The 3,686-nt window shown below is 49.5% G+C and carries 2 protein-coding genes and 1 pseudogene; 1 reads left to right on the forward strand and 2 read right to left on the reverse strand.

Translation table 11 applies throughout. The features are described 5' to 3' along the window. Window positions 1-222: 222 nt before the first annotated feature. On the forward strand, window positions 223-2,583 hold the full coding sequence (locus tag JF542_RS24200; RefSeq protein WP_207077720.1) for a P-loop ATPase, Sll1717 family: 2,361 nt from the start codon (window positions 223-225) through the stop codon (window positions 2,581-2,583). Between the two features lie 21 nt (window positions 2,584-2,604). Here JF542_RS24200 and JF542_RS24205 read toward each other — a convergent pair. Then, a pseudogene (locus JF542_RS24205) lies at window positions 2,605-3,495 on the reverse strand (CpaF/VirB11 family protein). A 97-nt stretch (window positions 3,496-3,592) separates the two neighbouring features. Beyond that, window positions 3,593-3,686: transposase domain-containing protein (locus JF542_RS24215; protein ID WP_207077592.1), on the reverse strand; the 94-nt coding region annotated here is incomplete at its 5' end.

The following is a 3,686-nucleotide window of genomic DNA, read 5'->3' on the forward strand; positions in this document are numbered from 1 at the left end:
AGCTCCATCAGAGCCATTCTGTCGTCGGTCATCGTCATCTCCGTCTCAGGTTTCAGGTGTCGCAACCCGAACCTTCTCCGAAGATCGACGGTGACCGCCAGCGTCGCATGTGGCGACGCCCGCGGATTCCTACACCACGCTATGGGGCACTATCTTTCCTTGACAGGCTCGGTTCGAGCAGATGACTGTAAAGCAAGTTAGGATCTGAAGGCGGGGAATTGTATGCAGAGAAAAATTAGTTGCTTTGTGTCGTTCTCTGCTACTGATGGCGACGAGGACGCTATCAAGTTTCTCTTAGATCATTTATCGCGTGAATGTGATGGAAAAATAGAATTCAAAGCGTATTTTAATAACAAGAGTGGTTCCGATCTGGGCAAGTTCATGAAGGAGGACCTTCTGTCTGCTCACGCAGTGTTGGCCTTGTTCTCTCCGGACTATAAGATGAAATGTGACCAGCACATTAGATCCGGTGTTTTAACAGAATATATGTTCATCGTCGATCGTTTGGAAGGTCGACAACTTGGTAAGCCACCGTTGTTCATACCCGTGGTGTGGAAGGCAAATTTTGATCAAGCATTGCCCAGTTATTTTAATGGCAGGGAGTTAGCGCGCGATTTGAGCCAATTTAAGCCCATACAAACAACAGGGCCAGCCTATCTGCCAGATAGAACTGCATCACGAACAAAGCCAAGCGTTGATGCTATCAGCAGTGAACTGCTCGACTGCTGGCGCGAGAGTGACCCGGAGCTCGAAAGAATACAAACAGCAGTTGACGGTGTTTTGTTGGATCCTGCAGCTATTTCCGATGGTGAATTCACATCAGATGCCCAAAGTCTGCTTGCAGACGTAGATGTAAATGACGCCTTTTTTAGAAAGGCGGAGCGGACAAACTTCACGATTGATGAATTCAGTAAAAACTTCTTTGTTAAGACAGGTGCATTCCGGGCTATCGGAAAATATCATAAAATTGCGTTTACTGGCAGGAAGGGGTCTGGAAAAACAACGCTCTTGAAGGTGTACAAACACCAAAACTCGGAAATATATTTTGACCCCATTGATGTCGAGGTGAACGACTGGAATCTTCATTATCTCCTGCAGGATCTAACGTTCAAGTCCGCCGAAGGAGATTTGACCTTTACCGCTGAAGAGTCTAAGGTTTTTGACTATATTTGGCCGATTTTCCTTTCACTATGTATGGTTAAGAGTGTCAAGACGTGCGGAGAGGAACTCCATGTCGGAGATCTTCTTCCAAAGAAAACGCATTCAGAAAGGTTTGAAAACGACTCTGGGCGATACGAGGCATTATTCAATATGTCTGTCGGCGTCGTTAGAGAATTCATAGAAGATTGCATCTCAAGCGCTTCTACGGAGAGTGAATCTCGATTCAAATCAGATTTGTTGCGCTTGATAAACGTGCAGTCTTGCACCGAGTTTCTTCTGGGGTCTGGATATCATGGTCTAATCGAAATGGTTAGACGCGATCCTAAGAATAGAAAATTTCTTTTTTGTTTGGACCGATTCGATACCGAAATTCAGAAATATCGCAAGGATATTAAAGATAGAAACCTACCGGAAGAACAACGGCGGCGGTGGGAACAGAGGGAGATATTCTGGATCCAAGGGCTTGTCGAGCTTATTGATCATTTGCGAAGCCCAGACAACTCTTCGCCGAACCAGGAATTCTACAAGATGCTCGGGCCTCACTTAGATTTTTGCGTGCCTCTTCCAAGAGACCGGTTATATGAGGTGCAGTTGCGTCGGAGAGATGCAATCGTTGGAGAGATTAACGAAGAAATAAGTTGGCAGCCATACGAGCTTCTGACGATGTTAAGGAAGCGATTGCAAGTGGTCTGGGATATTAAAGAAGATCGATTGGATAAGTCGAGAACTCGAGCCCTTGGTAGATTTAGACAAATCCTGAAAGAAAGCGGAAGGAGTTTGCCGGATAGTGTCGACGTGAAGATTAACGGCGCGGCGTTTTCTATTGATTTGTTCCTAAATGTCCTCCGGCATTCGTTTTTTAGACCGCGGGATGTGCTTTTGCACTATACTCGCATTGTTGCCCGAGCTGAGTTGGCGAACAAAAGAAACGAAAAAGTTTCGCCGGCCTATGTTGCTCGTATCATTTCGGAACAGACGCATAGAATTGTGGAGGAAGAGTTTCTGGGTGAGTTTGCGGACACGTTCACCAATCTTCGAGAAATCTTGGATTCTTTCAAAGCCTCACAGCAGATACTTACTTATGATCAGCTTCGCGATAAGCTCCAGAGTCTTCGGTTCGAAATGTATGGCCGGAGTGAGATGAATGGAATCGGGCAGAAGGTTAGATTTCTTTACGAAGTCGGGTTCTTAGGTATTCGGGCGGATTCGGTTCAGTTGGGAGGCGTATCTCTGGATGACTTTGATTTCTACTTTTTCAATCCGAGGTATGCTCAAAACTTGGAAAGTGATGATGTTCTAAAGGCATTGGTCTTTGCGATCCATCCGATATTCATTGAGCATCTTACGTTGAAGATGAATTCTAAACAGCCAGTTATGATGCTCAGTTGGGATCAGGTTGAGGCAATGGATGTATTCGATTGATTCCAAGTCTAATGACACGTTTCATTTGGAGGTGGCTTCGAAACTTACCCCAGCTGCTTTTTTGGTCAGATAAAACTCGGTAATCCCCCGCTTCCCCTCGGCCCGCCCCAGCTGCACGATCACATCGATGGACTTCCGGATGTACTTCCGCACTTCGGAGAAGGTCAGCGGTGTGCCAGCCTGCGGCACCATGATTGCTAGGCGGTCAATGGCGAGTTCGGCAGTCTCGGCATGGATCGCAGAGGCCGACCCGCCATGCCCGGCGTTGATCGCCTCGAGATAGGTCAGCGCCTCGGCGCCGCGCAGCTCTCCGACGATGATCCGGTCCGGGCGCATGCGTAGGGAGGCCTGTAGATGGGCGTTTGCGCTGCGTTGCGAGCTGGAACCGCGGTCGGCCAGGAGGGCGACGGTGTTCGGCTGGCCGGGGAAGAGCTCGAAGACGTCTTCAATGGTGATAAGCCGCGCGTGCTCGCTCACATGGGTCAGAAGGTGCCATACGAAGGTCGTCTTGCTCTTCGAGGTGCCATCGCTGATCAGAACGTTGAGCCGTGCCTCGACCAGGGTTTGCAGCGCGGCCTCGAGGTTCTATTCGGCCAGGGTTGCGATGTTTTTCATCTTCTCAGCGCGGAGCGTATCGAGGGAGACGGCCTTGCCGAAGAGATAGACAGGAGCCAACCCGGCCATCATGTGGGCAAAGATGCCTTTGTCGCCCCATCGCTTCCAACGATTGTAAAGCGTCTTATGAGAGCCATACTCTTTCGGCGCATCCCGCCAGCGTAAGCCACTACGGTTTATGAAGATAATCCCGCTCAGCACACGCCTATCATCGACGCGAGGCTTGCCGTGGGACTTCGGGAAATAGGGTTCAAGACGCGCCATCTGCGCGTCGCTCAGACAGAAGAGATCAGACATGTCACCGCTCGTTTTCCGAACGCGGAATCACGCTGCTCAGCGGAAATCAATGGGTCCTGAGCCTAACAGTCCGTAACCGCCCGATTGTGACCGCGGATTAGTGTGATGGCGTCCATTGCCATGGAAGCAGTTCTTCGAGCCGGTTGATCTTGTGATCATGAATGCGGTCGAGGATGTCGGCCAGCCAGGCA

This window comes from Salipiger bermudensis (genome assembly GCF_017309175.1).
GTDB classification, from domain to species: Bacteria; Pseudomonadota; Alphaproteobacteria; order Rhodobacterales; family Rhodobacteraceae; genus Salipiger; species Salipiger bermudensis.

What these genes read in the sequence shown, in the direction of transcription:
- JF542_RS24200 (WP_207077720.1), top strand. Translation starts at nt 223, where the DNA reads ATGCAGAGAAAAATTAGTTGCTTTGTGTCGTTCTCTGCTACTGATGGC.